Source organism: Nitrospirota bacterium, assembly GCA_016214855.1.
Classification (GTDB): Bacteria; Nitrospirota; Thermodesulfovibrionia; order Thermodesulfovibrionales; family UBA6898; genus UBA6898.
Genome location: JACRMT010000016.1, coordinates 165,718 through 182,032 on the forward strand (window position 1 = coordinate 165,718; position 16,315 = coordinate 182,032).

The window sequence follows — 16,315 nt, forward strand, 5'->3', positions numbered from 1 at the left end:
GTGTTAGAAGAAACCCAAAAACCTAAACCGATAACTGCGGTCATTGACATCTTGCTGAAGCGGCTGCCGATAGTGCTCCTTGTCCTTGGCATCACCTCGATCGGTCTCATTGCCGCAACAGACCATATCAGCAGGGGCATGCGGCAGTTCTATCTCTATACCGACGTTGTCCATGAGATGGAGATCGAGCTCAGCAAGGCCCATCTCGCGCTGGAAGAGAACCTCAGGGGAATAGAGGGCCAGGACATCGCACTGGTCTGGCAGGGCATTGACCGGTCGGAGAAGCTGGCCCTGGCAGCGCTCCGCGGAGGGCAGACGCTCCACGGGCATGCGATCAAACCCCTGCCGGATGACGGCTTCAGAAAAGATATGGAAAGCCTCCGCTCCATGGTCGTCAGGTTTAGGGAATTAGCACAGAATGTGCATAAGGACAGGTCTCCGCATGAGATAAACAGCATGGATCGCACATACCATCAATTTCTTGAAAAAGCGTTCATCCTTGATGAACAGTTCGAGGAGCTTCAGGAAAGGGATGAGCAGCGCTCGAAAAAACTGATACTCCTTATTCTTGTTTCCTGGACCGGCATCATCGGCGCTGCCATTATAGGGCTCTGGTACAGGGAACGGTTAGGCAGGCGCATGCAGACAGCGATCGTGAATGCAAAACACCAGTGGGAACATACCTTTGATGTTATCCCTGACCTGATCGCGATCATTGACAGGGACCACAGGATCGTCCGGGCCAACAAGGCCATGGCCGAAAAGATGGGCCTCGCCCCAAAAGATATCCTCGGGAAAAAATGTTACGAGCTCTTTCACAAGACATCCGGCCCGATAGAGACCTGTCCCCATGCACGCCTGCTGCATGACAGCCGGGAGCATGCAGCAGAGATCTACGAAAAGGAGCTTAATGCATACTTCCTCGTAAGCGTCTCCCCCCTGCCCGATGATCGGGGAAACCTTATCGGGTCTGTCCATGTTGCCAGGGACATCACAGCGCAGAAAAAAAACGCGGAGACGCTTAAGATAAAGGAGAGCGCCATATCATCTGCGATCAATGCCATTGCGATCGGCGATCTCCAGGGGAATATTACCTACGTCAACAGCTCTCTTCTAAGAATGTGGGGTTATGAGGAGCACGAAATCATCGGAAGATCCTCTCATGTGCTTGGACAAGACGAAGGCGATGCAAGGGAGATCCTGGACGCTCTCAGGGAGTCCGGCAGCTGGAGCGGAGAGAGAATGGCAAAGAAAAAGGACGGCTCCGTCTTCCCGGTCGAGCTGTCGGCAAATGTCGTGCTGGATGATTCAGGAAACCCGCTCTGTCTTATGGCCTCATTCATGGACATCAGCAACAGAAAACGTGCTGAGGAAGAGATCCTGAACTACCGTAACAGACTTGAGGAACTGGTGGATCAGCGCACTATTGAACTGGCGCATACAAACGAGAAGCTCCAGATGGAGGTGCTTGAGCATGAGCATACTGCCGAAGCCCTGCAGCTGAGTGAGAATAAGTTCAGGCAGATCTCACAGGAATTCAATGTACTCCTTGATGCGATACCTGACAATCTTGTGCTCATGTCACCTGACCTGAAGATAACGTGGGCAAACAAAAGCGCGCTCCAGGCGCTCAACTTCGGAGAAGCCCTGCTCTCGGAACACTGCTTCACCCTCTGGCATAAACAGGACAGACCGTGCGACGACTGCCCGGTTCTGAAAAGTTTTCGGTCAGGGAATGCGGAGACGTCTCAGCTATCCACCCCTGACAACAGGATATGGGCAGTGCGTGCCTATCCGATAAAGAACGACCAGGGCGAGGTCGAGAGTGTCATGGAGCTGAGCACCGATATTACCGAGAAAAAGAGCATACAGGCAGAGCAGATGAGGGCAAATCATCTCGCCTCGATCGGTGAGCTTGCAGCCGGCGTTGCCCATGAGATCAACAACCCGATCAACGGCATCATCAACTATGCACAGATCATCGTCAACAGCACGAACCCGGAGGCCAGGGAATTCGACATCGCAAAGAGGATCATCAGGGAAGGCGAGCGGATCTCTTTCATTGTGACAAGCCTGCTCTCTTTTGCCCGCGAGCGCAAAGAAGAGAAAATACCGGTATCGGTCCGGCAGGTGCTTTCCGATTCCCTTGCCCTGGCCGAGACGCAGCTGAAAAAAAGCGGCATTACATTAAGACTGGACATAGACCCTCATGTCCCCCTCGTAAAAGTCCATGCCCAGCAGATCCAGCAGGTCTTCCTGAATGTCATCAATAACGCCCGTTATGCACTCAGCCAGAAATATCCGCAGACCGACCCTGACAAGCTTTTCAGCATAACAGCAGGGGAAGTGATGATCGATCAAAAACCCTTTGTTCAGATCGTGTTCGAGGACCATGGGACCGGCATCCCGGCTCATATTATCGATAAGGTGATGAACCCCTTTTATACGACCAAGCCGGTCGGCCTCGGCACCGGGCTTGGCCTGAGCATAAGCCACGGGATTATTCTTGACCATAACGGAAGGCTGTCTGTCGAGAGCAAAGAAGGCGCATATACCCGGATCATTGTCTCTCTGCCGGCGTACAAGGAGTAGCTATAAAGAATGAAAAAGAAAATTCTGGTCATTGATGACGAAGAGAGCCTGCGGTACACCTTCGAGACCTTTCTGACAGACGAAGGGTACGAGGTTGCCACTGCCGAGTCGTTCGACGAGGCCCTTGCACGCATTGCGGATGATGACATTGACCTCATCTTTGCAGATATCCTTTTAGGGGACAAAACCGGGATCGACCTGCTGCGGGAGATACGGTCAAGAGACCTCACCTGCCCGGTCGTCATGGTAACGGGCTTTCCGAATCTGGAGACCGCTGCAGAGGCCCTGCGGCTGGGGGCCTTTGACTACATAGCAAAGCCGGTAACGCAGAGGGCCCTGCTGCATGCTGCATCCCTGGCGCTGAAACACAAAGACCTTCTTGATGAAAACAGGCGCATCAGGACCGACCTTGAAGCGATATTCAGAAGCGTTCGGGACGGCATCATCACCGTGGACCCTGACATGAGGGTCATAGAGATGAATAATGCTGCCGAGGCGATCTGCGGACTTTCGCGCGACAAGGCGCATGACCGACAGATAGGTTCCCTGCCGAACGGCTGCCTGAAACAATGCGTTGAAGCGCTTGCAAAGACCATCAAAGAAAAAGAGACGGTTGAGCTGTACCACATCGACTGTCAGCTCAAGGGCAGGGAGAGACGGGTGGTCAACATCACCACTTCTCCTCTGATCGGCCACCACAACGAATTTTCAGGCGCAGTGATGGTGCTCAGTGATGAGACCCGTATCGCAGACCTGGAGTCTGACATGGGAGAGCGCAGACATTTCTTCAAAATGATCGGCAAGAGCGAACAGATGCAGAATATCTACAGCCTTCTCGAGCAGGTTGCCGATTTCCCGGCAACCGTGCTGATCAGGGGTGAAAGCGGCACAGGCAAGGAACTCGTTGCCGAGGCGCTCCACTACCAGGGCATACGAGGCACAAAGTCTCTGGTCAAGGTCAACTGCTCTTCGCTGCCGGAAAACCTCCTGGAGAGCGAGCTCTTCGGCCATGTAAAGGGTGCTTTTACCGGTGCGATCAGTGACCGGATCGGCAGGTTCCAGCTCGCTGACAAGGGAACGATCTTCCTCGACGAAATCGGAGACATGCCGCAGTCAGTCCAGATGCGGCTGCTCAGGGTCCTCCAGGAAAGGGAATTCGAGCGGGTCGGCGATGCAACACCGATCAGGGTAGATGTCAGGGTGATCGCTGCCACGAATAAGAACCTGGTCGAAAAAATACAGAAGGGTGAGTTCAGGGAAGATCTCTATTACCGCCTGAAGGTGGTTGAGGTGGTCCTTCCTGCCCTGAGACAGAGGAAAGAGGACATCCCGCTCCTGATCTCGCATTTTATCCAGCGCTTCAGCAAGAAGTTCAGCAAGAATATCAGGGATGTCTCGGCTGACGTGAGAGACCTTTTTATGCAGCATGACTGGCCCGGCAATATCCGCGAGCTTGAGCATGTTATTGAGCATGCCTGTATCCTCTGCAAGGATGGGATCATAACAGACCAATGCCTGCCAAAGAATTTTATCGAACAGGGCCCGGATCCTGACAGCAGCCCTGATCAGGCGGATGAAAGAGAAAAGATCATGCAGGCGCTGAGAAAGGCAGGGGGAAACAAGGCAAAAGCAGCCCGCCTGTTAGGCGTAAGCAGAAGGACCATGTACCGCAGGATCGAAGACCTTAATATTCCGGATATTACGCTTTGAAAGCTTGCCTGCTTGCCTGCTTGCCTGCTTGCCTGCTTGCCTGCTTGCCAGCTTGATAGCCTGCCAGCTTGATAGCCTGTCAGCTTGCCAGCTTGCCTGCCTGCCAGCTGCCCCGACTTCTGGGAAAATGGGGCCGCCTCCGCGCAGGAAATGTATAATATGAGTATGAGAAGGGAAGTCAATAAGGAGAATTTCGACATGAAACTTGAACAGGCTGTCAATTCATTGCCGCCGGCTGCAAGAATGGAAGTGATGGATTTTGTCGCGTTTCTTAAACAGAAATATCGCAGGAAAAAGACGCCAGCGGTGAATGAGGACACTGCCTACTGGTCGACTCTTGGAGAAAAATCGCTGGGAAGAATATGGGATAATGAAGAGGATGATGTTTACAATGAACTACTCAAAAGGTGACGTTATCCTTCTCAGTTACCCATTTACTGACCTGAAAACTACAAAAGTCCGTCCAGCCGTTGTGGCGTCCTCCGAAGACGGAAGGTACTCAGATGTTTTCGTTGTACCTGTCACCAGCAGGATTGAAAATCTTAATATCGGTGAATTTGAGCTGCGTGATTGGGGCAATGCCGGTCTGAATATTACTTCAGCAGTAAAGCGTGGCTGTGTCCTCGTGGACACCGGGCTGATTAAGCTAAAGGTTGGGAGACTTTCAAAGAGGGATATTGTATCGCTCAACAAAGCCTTGAAACAGTGGCTGGAACTATAAACTTTATTGAGTTATGCAACGTAAGAAACAACGTCCCCAAAGATCTTTACACAAAGAGGGATATTGTATCGCTCAACAAAGCCTTGAAACAGTGGCTGGAACTATAAACTTTATTGAGTTATGCAACATAAGAAACAACGTCCCCAAAGATCTTTACAAAGGAGGCATACCCATGAAGACAAAAAAAGCATCATTTCGGATCATATTCAGACCTGAACCAGAGGGTGGGTACACTGTCATTGTCCCTTCTCTACCGGGATGCATAACCTATGGCGATGACATGACCGAAGCAAAAAATATGGCTCAAGATGCAATAGCCGCATATCTGGCAAGCATGAAGAAGCACCGGGAACCTGTTCGTGATGATGCAGACACATTCGAGGGAATGCTGACGCTTCAATATGCCTAAAGTTCCGGCCTTAACACCAGACAAACTCATCAAGATACTTACGAAAAATGGTTTTTCGCTTGATCATCAAACCGGGAGTCACAGGGTCTATCTCAATGCGTCAACAAAAAAACGGGTAATTGTTCCTTATCACAAGAAGGATCTCCCAAAGGGTACGCTAATGTCGATCATCAAAGCTGCAGAACTCGAAGAGGAGTTTGAATAACTCATTACTAAGTCTCATGAATCACCGTCTTTTATTCTTTGCTTTTGAACTATTCACGATTTCCAGCTTGATAGCTTGCCAGCTTGATAGCCTGCCAGCTTGCCAGCTTGTCAGCTTGTTAGCTTCCCGGCTTGCCAGCTTGCCAGCTTGTTAGCTTGCCAGCTTGCCAGCCTGTTAGCTTGCCTGCCCTGCCACACAAGCGTGCCGCACAGTAATGTGTCATGGCACATGCAATATAACAACTTTTTATAGCATCAATTATATTATTGTTATGCAACTTATTGATTCGTAATTATTTTATTAAAGTCTTTTCCTTATTAACTTTTTTCCATTTCAGGCATGCTAATTGTTAATAAATTTTCATATTACAGACACGGGTGGAATATGAAAAGATCATGCAATGAGGATAAGTGTCCACATCTGGGGGCTCCGCATGCTGAATGTTACTGCTCACGCATGAACAGTCAGATGATCGAAAAAGTGATCAAATTTTGCGGCGGTAATTTCAGAGAATGCGACATCTATCAAAACTATCATAACCAGGAGATACAACATGCTTCTCACGCTTAACGCTTTGCGGCCTCTCCGGCTTGCCTGCTTGCCTGCTTTCCGGCTTTCCAGCTTTCCAGCTTTCCGGCTTTCCAGCTTGCCAGCTTGTCAGCTTCCCGGCTTGCCAGCTTGCCAGCCGTCAGTCATCAGCAGTCAGTCATCAGCAGTCGGGCCTTTACACGCATTTACACATTTACGCATTCACGCCTTACGCTTTTTCTTGCCTTCTTGTCAGCTCTCAGTTCTTTACCTATTCCTCTGCCTGTCTCTAACTACGCCTGCCTTTGCAGCAGAGGCTCCGAAGACCGAGGAGCAGAAGACGCTTTATGCCATCGGCCTGAGTGTCGGCCGTACGCTGGCGCCCTTCAGCCTCACCCCTGCTGAACTCGAGATTGTGAAGCAGGGCATAACAGACTCTGTTACCGGCAAAAAACCGGGCATTGAATTAAGTGCGTACAACAACAAGATCCAGGAGATGGCGCGTGCCCGCCGCAAGGCTCAGGGCGATAAGATGGCTCCTCAGAACAAGGCTGCTCTGGACAAGGCTTCTGCAGAAAAGGGAGCAGTGAAGACTGCCTCCGGCCTGGTCTATGTGCCGCTCAAGGAAGGCGCCGGCACAAGTCCGACAGCAGCCGATACCGTAAGGGTCAACTATCGCGGCACGCTTCCTGACGGCAAGGAGTTTGACAGTTCTGCCAAACAGGGCAAGCCGCTTGAGTTTAAACTGGACAAGGTGATCAAGTGCTGGACAGAAGGCCTGCAGCTGATGAAGCCCGGCGGCAAGGCCAAACTGGTCTGCCCCGCATCAATCGCATACGGCGATATCGGCGCCGGAGATCTCATCCTGCCCGGCGCCACGCTTATATTCGAGATCGAATTGCTTGAGGTGAAGAAATAGTGTCTGAATCAGCTATCAGCGGTCAGGCTTTCCGGCTTTTCAGCTATCCAGCTCGTCGGCTATCCAGCTTGTTAGCTTGCCTGCTTGCCAGCTTGCCAGCTTTCGCGCTTGCCAGCTTGTCAGCTTTCGCGCTTGCCAGCCTGCCGGCTATGCCGGCTCACGCCGACAGCAAGACCTATCAGCGCTCTGTTGAGAAATATGCGATGCCTGATGTCACCCTGGTCAATCAGGATGGCAATAAGGTCCGCTTCAAGAACTTTCTCTCTGCAGAAAAACCGGTCGTCGTTGACTTTATCTTCGGCACCTGCACCACCATCTGCCCGGTCCTGTCTGCAGGCTATGCCAGTCTGCAGCAGAGACTCGGTGCGGGCTCGGAAAAGGTACACCTGGTCTCCATATCGATCGATCCTGAAAATGACAAGCCCGCTGTGCTCAAGGATTATCTAAAACGGTATCGCTCCAGGCCGGGCTGGGACTTCCTGACCGGGTCGCGCAAGGATATTGACCGGGTCATGAAGGCATTCGATGCCTATATCCCGGATAAGATGTCACACTATGCAGTAACCTTTATCCGTATGCCCAAAGAAGACAGCTGGGTCAGGATCAACGGCATGATGAGCACCTCGGAGTTCCTTGCCGAGAGTCAGAGGGCGGGAATAAAGTGATGCAATCAGCGATCAGCAGTCAGCTCTCAGCTCTCAGCCATCAGTTGTCAGCTTTCCGGCTTGCCAGCTTGTCAGCTTTCAGCCATCAGCTCTTTCCGCCTCGGCGGACCCGCCTGTGGCGGGCACTCCTTACTCATTACTCATTACTCATCACGGCCTTTACACGCTTCACGCTTCACGTTTCACGGCCTTTTGTCTCGTCACGCATTACGCATTACTCATTACTCATCACGGCAGTTCTCTTCCTGCCGCCTACGGCGCTGGCTGCAGACATGGATCAGGCTGAGCTCCTGCGCCTTGGTGAGCGCATATACCGCGAGGGCATCCTGCCTGATGGCAAGCCCCTCCAGGGATTTGTGAGCGGCGATGTGCCGGTCGACGGGACTGCCTTCACCTGCGTCAGCTGCCATCTCAGGAGCGGCCTCGGCTCTGTCGAAGGAGGCGTTGTAACACCGCCGACCAATGGACGAGTTCTGTATCAGGAGCGGAAACCCTATATCAAGGGAGCGGAATTTGTCCCCCTGATACATAACTATGCCGTGTACCTTCCTGTGCGGCCTGCCTATACCGATGAGACTCTCTCTGCACTTATGAGCGCCGGGGTTGATCCGACCGGCCGGCAGATGGCCAAAGCCATGCCGCGCTACAGATTGAGCGACCGGGACATGGCAATACTGCTCGCCTATCTCAAAACACTCTCTGACCAGCCATCTCCGGGCGTGACAAAGAACACGATAAGGTTTGCATCAGTCATTGTAGAGGGCACTGACCCTCTTGCAGTCAAATCCATGCTTGCACCCATTCAGTTCAGCGTTGACCGCAAAAACAGCCTCTCAATTGCCGCAAAAAAGAACGACCGTGTTGCGCGCATGGGCCACAACATGCTTGGAAATCTTTCCCAGATGACCTTTACGCTCTCTCAGTGGATATTGAAAGGGCCGTCATCTACCTGGAGACAACAGCTCGACGCTTATTATAAGGCAGAGCCCGTATTCGCCCTTCTTGGCGGTATTACCAATGGAGACTGGGAGCCGGTCCATCGCTTCTGCGAGGAGAACAAAATTCCGAACCTGCTGCCGATTGTAGATTATCCGGTCAGCTCCAAAACCGACTGGTACACCCTGTACCCGTCCCGCGGCGTGCAACAGGAAGGTGAAGCTGCAGCACGGTACCTGCACAGCATGTATGATCTCTTCAAAGATAAGCCGATCGTCCAGATCATCAGGGATAACCGCAGAGGGCAGGCCCTTGCTGAAGGCTTCCGGGAAGGCTGGGCAGAGACAGGCCATCCACCGGCGCAGGATATCATGCTTGCAAAGGGAGAAGAACTTACACCTGAAAAACTGCAGCAGATCGTTGCAAAAGAAAAACCTGCAGCCCTGCTCATCTGGGATGATGCATCTCTTCTGCCGGCAGTCAGCAGCATTGTCGGAAAGCCTGAGCGGCCCGGGCTTGTCATCGCCTCGGGAACAAATCTCGGCAAATCCCTCTGGACGCTCCCTGAGGAAGTTCGGGACCTGCTCTACATGACATACCCTTACCGGCTTCCTCATGATGATGCCCGCTTTGACCATCAGATCAGAAAGATCATTCCGGGCAAAAAACTGGAATCCTTTGACCCTCAGGCCATAAGGCAGTCGTTCATAACCGGCGATATATTAGGCAAGGCCCTGATGGAGATGCGCGGAGAATACTACCGGGACTTTCTTCTTGACACCATCGGCATGATGCCGGATATGCACTATCCTCTTTACGAACGGGTCAGTTTCGGACCAGGTCAGCGGTACGCCTCTAAAGGCTGCTTTATTGTTCAGCTTACCAAGGGCTCCTCTCCAAAGCTCGAACGCCGCAGCGAATGGGTGACACAATGATAAGGCTATTAAGCGGCAAGCAGCAGGCTAACAAGCAGCAGGCTATCAAGCTATCAGGCAATCAAGCTTCAAGCAGCAGACAGCAGGCTTGCCCCTTGTCGCTTGTCGCATGCGGCTACCAAGCAGCAGGCAGCAAGCTTTGGTGTAAACCATGAATTATAAGAAGCTGATAGTTTGGCAGAAGGCCGATGAATTGGCGCTTGAAGTTTACAGAGCGACTAAACACTTTCCAAAAGATGAAATCTACGGATTAACTTCTCAGCTGCGAAGAGCTGCCCTTTCTGTGCCAACAAATATCGTAGAAGGTTACGCGAGAAATGGCGACAAAGAGCTGGGTCGTTTTGTGAGCATCGCACTGGGTTCGTTGGCAGAAACCGAGTATTTGATCGAATTTTCACTAAAACTGGAGTATCTGAAAGCGGCTGATTTTAAGAGACTTGAAACGTTGCGAGCAGAAGTCGGCAAATTACTGTGGAATTTTCATAGAAAGGTACAGTCTTGAATATGCATAGCAGCAAACAGCAGGCTAACAGGCTACCAAGCGGCCAAGCTTCAGGCTACCAAGCTGTCAAGCTTCAGGCTACCAAGCAGCAGGCTTGCCCCTTGTCGCTTGCAGCTTTTTTCTTGGCATGCAGCTTGCTCGCCTGCTCGCCTGCAGCTGTCTCTGCCGCTCATGCTGCAGAGACAATCTACCTTGTAAACGATTACCGTTATGTACCGGCCAATGCCGCTGATGACAGGGACATAGGCCATTCCCTCTGCGGGACCCGCTGCAATGCGTTGGCAACCAACTTCAGCAACATCATGGAACCGGGAGGCTGGAGCGTGGTCAAGATCGGCAGCAACAAGGAGATCACGGTTGAACTGAACAGTCCATTTCTTGGAGGACAGTGCATCTGTCTCGTTGACGAATACAGCGTCAAAATTACTGACCCCGGCGGACCGAGAGATCAGAGGTCTGCTGCCAGGGAAAAGGCCAATGTCCGATAATTATAGGTATTGCAGAAACAATCGATGACGGTAACATTATGAAAAAACAGGAGGTGAACCAATGAAAAAATGGATGGCAGCAGCAACCTGCAGCCTGCTGATCAGTTTTCCGCTTACAACAGGAGCAGCAGACAAGAGCGCTTTAACTCAGAAACCGGTCGATAAGCCTCAGGTGGCTGCGGAAAAGAAAGCTGCGGTTCAAAAGCCGGCTGATAAACCTCAAGTAGACGCAGCCAGTCAGAGCAACGTGTCTCAGGAGACCATAGAGAGTGCAAAAAAACGGGAAGACGCGCGAAAACAGCGCGACAAGAAGATGAAGGTCCGGACAAAGAATGTTCAGTCCGCTCCGAAAACCGACAGCAACGCTCTCTTCCGTAAATCGAAATAGGAAGAGGCAGTATTAATAACGTCTAAATGGAGGAGTTATGAGAACCAGATCAGTAAGTTACTACATAGTGACCGTATTGACCATAATGGTCATGCTCTCTGGAGGAGTTGCAGAGTCCTTCCTGAGCAAAAATGGAGTCACCCCCTATGTACCAGGGCCAGGTGACCCGTATCCCGATTATCTCACCTCACCGAACTGGGCATACAGCCCGCCGCTCAGAAAATTCAAGGATACGCTGCCTGAGCTCACAGCCGCGGGCATAAATAATCTGGGACAGTACATCCCGATCGCAACCCCGGATATCGTCACCTACCCAGGCTCTGACTACTATGTGATCGAACTGCGGCAGTTCAGCGAGCAGATGCATAGGGATCTTGCAAACCCGACCACCCTGCGCGGTTATGTGCAAGGGAATAGCGGCACTGATACGAGTGCTTGCTATGATCCTGCACTGCCTGCACCGCCACCTCTGCCTGCGCCGCAGACCCCCTGTGTTTTGGGCGACAACACGGTTACAGCGGATCCGATTCACTATCTTGGCCCCCTGATCATTGCCCAGAAGGACAGGCCGGTGCGCGTACTCTTTAAGAATATGATCAACCCGAGTGGCGGCGATGGCGATCTTTTCCTGCCTGTTGACGGCACCATCATGGGCTCAGGCCCGTATGAGATCAACTATAGCCCTATCGACAAGGATGGTGCAGTAACAGGCACGGTATTAGGCAATTTCAGCACAAACCGCGCCACCCTGCATCTGCATGGCGGCCGAAGCCCCTGGATCAGTGACGGAACACCTCATCAGTGGGTCGCACCTGCTGGTGACGATCCGGCTTACCCCCAGGGCGTGAGCGTTGAGCATGTGCCTGATATGCCGATCCCTGCGCCGAACACGGGTCAGCAGACCTTCTTCTGGACCAACCAGCAGAGCGCAAGGATGATGTTCTATCATGACCATGCCTGGGGCATCACCCGTCTTAACGTGTACGCAGGTGAGGCAGCAGGATATCTTATCCAGGATCAACTTGAAGACGCACTCATTTACGGCGGTGCCTTCGGCGGCCGGACCTTTACCGCCGGGACCATCCCGGCAGATCAGATCCCTCTGGTGATCCAGGACAAGACCTTTGTAGATGCAGCCACCATCGGTGCGACTGATCCTACCTGGAACTGGGGAACCGGCGCATTAGCCACCGGCTCAATACAGACCGCTGCAGTCCTGAATGGCGGAACTGGTTATACCGCAGGGCTTGTTACCCTTGTCGGCACTAACAGCAATGCCACTGCTACGATAACGGTAACCGGTGGTGTTATTGATTCTATCGCCATTACGGGCGGGGGGTCAGGATATACCAATGGAGAAACAGTAACTATTAACGACGGAGCTTCAGGAACAGGCGGAACTGCCACAGTTCATGCAATAAACGGCAGACAGCCTGTTACCGGCGACCTCTGGTGGCCGCATGTGTACATGCCTGCCCAGAACCCGTTTGACATAACCGGCATAGCGCCGCTCGGCAGATGGGCTTATGGCCCCTATTTCTGGCCTGCCACCAATAACCCTTACCAGCCTATTCCCAACCCTTATTGGGACGAGGCCGGAATCTGCGATCCAACACTGGATCCTACTCCTGGCGATGGCCTTACTCCTGCGGATATTGCCTGGAATGAGGCTAATGTCCCTGGGTACACGACCATCAACGGCGCACCCTTCTGCCAGATGCCGCAGATTCCGAGTACTCCTAATCCGTCATGGGGTGCCGAGGCATTCATGGATACGCCTGTTATCAACGGCACTGCATATCCTGTGCTGAACGTTAACCCACAGGCCTATCGGCTGCGCATCCTGAATGCAGCACATGACCGGTTCCAGAACCTGTCGCTCTTTGTGGCTGATACCCTGGACCCGAATACGGCGATTGAAGACGACCTGACAACCCCTATGGATGAAGGGACGCTCACAACAGCCTCTGCTGCGCTCTGTGCTACATACACAGGACTGCCCAACCCTGGCTGTGCAACCAATACAGAGGTCAGGATGGTTCCGGCAATAGATTATTCTGGTACACCAGGCTGGCCTGCAACCTGGCCTGCAGACGTCCGGCCGGGCGGCGTTCCTGACTGGACAAAGAAGGGGCCGAACTGGATCATGATCGGCAATGAAGGCGGTTTTCTGCCTCAGCCGGTTGTCATCCCTGCCCATCCTGTTAACTGGAATGTAGACGTTACCACATTCAATGCAGGCAACGTCAACGCAGGCTCATTGATACTTGCTCCTGCCGAACGTGCTGATGTTATCGTTGACTTTTGTGCTTTTGCAGGACAGACGCTTATCCTGTACAATGATGCGCCTGCTCCCTGGCCTGCATTAGATCCGCATTATGATTACTACACAGGCAGTCCGGACAATACTGACATGGGCGGGTACACTGAAGTCATCCCGGGTTTTGGCCCGAACATCAGGACGATTATGCAGATCAATGTTGCTTCCGGAGGATGCACTGCGTACGATTCAACCAATCTGTTCAGCGCCTTCACCTCATCATCGCAGCAGACTGGCGTCAAGAGTGTCTTCGAGATCGGTCAGGACCCGATCATCGTAGCACAGGGCAACATCAACCCTACGGGTGATCCTGCCTATTATGAGGCCTTCCCGTTTGACACTGCGCCTTATGCAAAGCCATACGACGCGTATAACAAGGCCTACGACCGTACCTTCCCGTCCGTCTACCCCAACTGGGGATTAGGCCAGATCAACAGCAAGACCCTCAATTTCAAGGGTTTTGATGCTGACGGAACTTACAATCAGTCCTCATACATTTATACTACCGCTACGGTCCCACATCCTCTGGATCCGACGATTAATGTCCATGGCGGCGTACCGATGATGTTCAAGGCCATTCAGGACGAACAGGGCGAGACCTTTGATGACTATGGCCGCATGCGTGCAGCCCTCGGCATCGAAAACATCACCCCTGGCGCAGGGCGTGTGAACTTCATTGTCCAGACGTACAACGACCCGTCCACCGAGATTCTTGCCCCGGGTGCAACCCAGGTATGGAAGATCACCCATAACGGTGTGGATACGCATCCGATCCATTTCCACCTCTTTGATGTTCAGGTGATCAACCGCGTCGGCTGGGACGGCTTCCTCAGGCTTCCTGACCCGACCGAGCTTGGATGGAAAGAGACGGTCAGGATCAGTCCTCTTGAGGATACGATCGTTGCCCTGAGGCCTGTCCAGCCTGACCTTCCGTTCGGCATTCCGACCAGTTACAGACCGAAGAATCCGGCAAGGCCAACGGGAAATCTGGAAATGACCGAACTGACGCAGATTGAGCCTGTTACCGGCGCTATCCGTGACAACCACAATGAATTCATTTCGCTGGGTTGGGAATACGTATGGCACTGCCACATCCTCAGTCATGAAGAAAATGACATGATGCGTCCGATCATATTTAATGTTCCAGCGGTTGCTCCTGAAGCACCTGTCCTGTCTGCTACTTTGATAAATCCGCTGCGGATAGACATCTCCTGGACTGATCCAGTGCCGGTTGACCCTGCCCAGAACGAAATCGGCTTTCTGATAGAGCGTTCTGACAACGGCGGTGCTTTTGATGCAAACTTTGCTACCGCCCTTGCTAACGAAACGACGTATTCCGATACCAATGTTGCCATCGGCCATACGTATGTTTACCGGATCAGGGCGTATAATGCTGCAGGAAATTCATTATATTCCAACACGGCATCGGTAACGGCAGAGCAGGTGAAGAAGTCCAACTGGATCTATGCAACAGTGAATAACACCACTGGCAATGTCCTGGTCTATTGGAACGTATCGCTTACGCCTGGCGTTACCTATGTTCTTCAGCAGGCGACAAATCCGAGTTTCACGGGAGCAACTCAGGTATATAACGATACCGGCTCATCAACCACCGTGAATGTGTCCACAAGCGGCACGTATTACTATCGCGTAAAGGCGACCAAGCTTGGCATGGTAGACAGTGTCTGGACTGATTCCACTGGCTACGCTGTTGCGCTTGCTGCTGCCAGACCGTCATTTATCACGGTTCCGGGGTCCAGTACGACCGGCAACATAGCATTGTCCTGGACTGCATCAGCCACACCGGGTGTAACCTATATTGTTCAGCAGGCCACAAACCCCAGCTTCACCGGTGCAACCGAGGTATATAACAATACCGGCACATCTACGACCGTGAATGTGGTCACAAACTCTACCTACTACTATCGCGTAATGGCAACGAAAACGAATTATGCGGACAGTGCCTGGCGCCAGGGCGTCAACGGGTGCGTAGTTAACATCTTTGTGCCTACTGCGGTAACGCCTAACTGGATTGTTGTGCCGGCAAATGCGCCTGCAGGCAGCATATATGTCTACTGGGGGACTACCTCTACTCCTAATGCGACCTTTGTGCTGGAAGAGTCGAAGGATCTGGGAGCCTGGACACCTGTATACTCCGCGGCGCTTACTCCGCCGGCAACGAACAGGTTTGTTACGCTCACCGGCCGCACTACGGGATCTTACAGATATCGTGTCAAGGTTGTTGCAGCGGGATATATAGACAGTCCGTATAGAACAGGGACAAATCCAACAATTGTTCCCTGATTATCAGTAACCCTTAGCTTCTACAGGGAGGGTCGGTCTTTCCGACTGGCCCTCCCTGTAGAATAATTATTCAGGATGTCACCAAACCTGTAGGCCTACTGCAGCATCCCCCTAAAAACATAAAATATGGCGCTTTTTCTCTGAGATTCTCCCCGGCAGCTCTGATATAAAGCATACGTTAATACCGGGCATGCATTCTGCCGGTTCGATCCAGTGCTTAAAGTTTTCGGTTCCGGCAGCCGATTATATAAGGTATAATAACAATCAATTCGATGTGAAAAAGAAACGGTGTCGAAGTCTTAAAGGTTGCACTTAAAATAGATAACGCCGCCGGATAAGGTATTCATAAATTATTTCCATATCAGATTTTTTGAGGGTCCCATTGATGTTTCGGGACTTCACCGCATACCGATAAATAAAGAGGAGGGCTAATATAATGACGTCTGTAATTCCTAAAGGTTCGAGCTTGATAACAAGGGCTTCTCTCATGTCAGTATTCAGTATAATTATGCTCCTGATATTATTCTTTCCTCAAGCAGCGCTGGCAGAGCCGACCGTAGCCTTTTCGCAGGCAGCGTCAAGCGGAGCTGAGACAGCGACACCTGCATTGATAACAGTTAATCTGTCGGGGATCTCCGGGGTGACGGTGACGGTAGATTACAGCGTAACGGGCGGCAGTGCAAAGGGCGGCGG

At 52.1% G+C, this 16,315-nt stretch carries 14 protein-coding genes; all 14 read left to right on the forward strand.

Annotation, left to right across the window (positions count from 1 at the left end; all coding sequences use genetic code 11):
* Nucleotides 1-2,592: a PAS domain-containing protein gene (locus tag HZB62_14065; protein ID MBI5076274.1), complete on the forward strand. Its 2,592-nt coding sequence runs from the start codon at nt 1-3 to the stop codon at nt 2,590-2,592.
* A 9-nt stretch (nt 2,593-2,601) separates the two neighbouring features.
* Entirely contained in the window at nt 2,602-4,302 is a 1,701-nt protein-coding gene (locus HZB62_14070; protein MBI5076275.1) for a sigma 54-interacting transcriptional regulator, read from the forward strand.
* Between the two features lie 198 nt (nt 4,303-4,500).
* The gene (locus HZB62_14075; protein MBI5076276.1) at nt 4,501-4,713 is read left to right on the forward strand and encodes a DUF2281 domain-containing protein; all 213 of its coding nucleotides are present in this window, start codon (nt 4,501-4,503) and stop codon (nt 4,711-4,713) included.
* Nucleotides 4,694-5,023 carry a type II toxin-antitoxin system PemK/MazF family toxin gene (locus tag HZB62_14080; GenBank protein MBI5076277.1) on the forward strand — a complete coding sequence of 110 codons (330 nt, stop codon included), beginning with the start codon at nt 4,694-4,696 and terminating at the stop codon, nt 5,021-5,023. The genes HZB62_14075 and HZB62_14080 overlap by 20 nt, the downstream gene beginning before the upstream one ends.
* A 172-nt stretch (nt 5,024-5,195) precedes the next feature.
* Nucleotides 5,196-5,432: a type II toxin-antitoxin system HicB family antitoxin gene (locus tag HZB62_14085; GenBank protein ID MBI5076278.1), complete on the forward strand. Its 237-nt coding sequence runs from the start codon at nt 5,196-5,198 to the stop codon at nt 5,430-5,432.
* Nucleotides 5,425-5,637, forward strand: coding sequence for a type II toxin-antitoxin system HicA family toxin (locus HZB62_14090; GenBank protein MBI5076279.1), 213 nt, complete (start codon nt 5,425-5,427; stop codon nt 5,635-5,637). The genes HZB62_14085 and HZB62_14090 overlap by 8 nt, the downstream gene beginning before the upstream one ends.
* 553 nt (nt 5,638-6,190) lie before the next feature.
* A complete protein-coding gene (locus tag HZB62_14095; protein ID MBI5076280.1) occupies nt 6,191-7,084 on the forward strand; it encodes an FKBP-type peptidyl-prolyl cis-trans isomerase in 894 nt (297 codons plus the stop codon).
* A gap of 149 nt (nt 7,085-7,233) precedes the next feature.
* A complete protein-coding gene (locus HZB62_14100; GenBank protein ID MBI5076281.1) occupies nt 7,234-7,749 on the forward strand; it encodes an SCO family protein in 516 nt (171 codons plus the stop codon).
* On the forward strand, nt 7,749-9,620 hold the full coding sequence (locus HZB62_14105) for an amino acid ABC transporter substrate-binding protein (protein ID MBI5076282.1): 1,872 nt from the start codon (nt 7,749-7,751) through the stop codon (nt 9,618-9,620). Before HZB62_14100 ends, HZB62_14105 begins: the two co-directional genes overlap by 1 nt.
* Before the next feature lie 151 nt (nt 9,621-9,771).
* Nucleotides 9,772-10,122: a four helix bundle protein gene (locus tag HZB62_14110; GenBank protein MBI5076283.1), complete on the forward strand. Its 351-nt coding sequence runs from the start codon at nt 9,772-9,774 to the stop codon at nt 10,120-10,122.
* A gap of 122 nt (nt 10,123-10,244) precedes the next feature.
* Nucleotides 10,245-10,610, forward strand: coding sequence for a hypothetical protein (locus tag HZB62_14115; GenBank protein ID MBI5076284.1), 366 nt, complete (start codon nt 10,245-10,247; stop codon nt 10,608-10,610).
* 61 nt (nt 10,611-10,671) lie between these two features.
* Complete coding sequence (locus tag HZB62_14120) at nt 10,672-10,998, forward strand: hypothetical protein (protein ID MBI5076285.1); 327 nt, start codon at nt 10,672-10,674, stop codon at nt 10,996-10,998.
* Between the two features lie 1,468 nt (nt 10,999-12,466).
* Nucleotides 12,467-15,622, forward strand: coding sequence for a multicopper oxidase domain-containing protein (locus HZB62_14125; protein ID MBI5076286.1), 3,156 nt, complete (start codon nt 12,467-12,469; stop codon nt 15,620-15,622).
* A gap of 508 nt (nt 15,623-16,130) precedes the next feature.
* A partial coding sequence (locus HZB62_14130) for a hypothetical protein (GenBank protein MBI5076287.1) occupies nt 16,131-16,315 on the forward strand: 185 nt, incomplete at its 3' end.

Coding starts and splice junctions, on each gene's coding strand:
- HZB62_14110 (MBI5076283.1), top strand. CDS start 9,772: ATGAATTATAAGAAGCTGATAGTTTGGCAGAAGGCCGATGAATTGGCG.
- HZB62_14075 (MBI5076276.1), top strand. CDS start 4,501: ATGAAACTTGAACAGGCTGTCAATTCATTGCCGCCGGCTGCAAGAATG.
- HZB62_14095 (MBI5076280.1), top strand. CDS start 6,191: ATGCTTCTCACGCTTAACGCTTTGCGGCCTCTCCGGCTTGCCTGCTTG.
- HZB62_14090 (MBI5076279.1), top strand. CDS start 5,425: ATGCCTAAAGTTCCGGCCTTAACACCAGACAAACTCATCAAGATACTT.
- HZB62_14100 (MBI5076281.1), top strand. CDS start 7,234: ATGCCGGCTCACGCCGACAGCAAGACCTATCAGCGCTCTGTTGAGAAA.
- HZB62_14105 (MBI5076282.1), top strand. CDS start 7,749: ATGCAATCAGCGATCAGCAGTCAGCTCTCAGCTCTCAGCCATCAGTTG.
- HZB62_14080 (MBI5076277.1), top strand. CDS start 4,694: ATGAACTACTCAAAAGGTGACGTTATCCTTCTCAGTTACCCATTTACT.
- HZB62_14085 (MBI5076278.1), top strand. CDS start 5,196: ATGAAGACAAAAAAAGCATCATTTCGGATCATATTCAGACCTGAACCA.
- HZB62_14070 (MBI5076275.1), top strand. CDS start 2,602: ATGAAAAAGAAAATTCTGGTCATTGATGACGAAGAGAGCCTGCGGTAC.
- HZB62_14125 (MBI5076286.1), top strand. CDS start 12,467: ATGCCTGCCCAGAACCCGTTTGACATAACCGGCATAGCGCCGCTCGGC.
- HZB62_14120 (MBI5076285.1), top strand. CDS start 10,672: ATGAAAAAATGGATGGCAGCAGCAACCTGCAGCCTGCTGATCAGTTTT.